We start from the raw sequence: 232 nt of genomic DNA, 5'->3' as shown, positions 1-232 counted from the left end.
ACAGCGCGGATCATTGTCATCAAGAGTTGACAGCTCAACCATCGCATCACACACCGCATCGACATCTACATCAACTGCGCACCCCAGGTTTGCTTCCGCCACGTCGAGTGCAGCCTGCCCGGGACCAGCAAAAATAACAGGAGTTCCCGCTGAAAGGGACGATAAAATCTTCGTCGGATACGCGTAGTCGTAGGCGCCGGGCTTCATTGAGGCAAGCGACGCAGTGGCGAGC

Annotated in this window: 1 pseudogene; it reads right to left on the bottom strand. The window is 56.5% G+C overall.

The window, feature by feature from the left end:
* Positions 1-207, bottom strand: a pseudogene (locus tag QP415_RS13105) (glycosyl transferase family 1); the annotation flags it as partial.
* Positions 208-232: the final 25 nt, after the last annotated feature.

Source organism: Pauljensenia sp. UMB3104, from assembly GCF_030217285.1.
Taxonomy (GTDB): Bacteria; Actinomycetota; Actinomycetes; order Actinomycetales; family Actinomycetaceae; genus Pauljensenia.
Note: the sequence above shows the minus strand (reverse complement) of the source record. Positions and strands in the feature narration are given on the sequence as shown.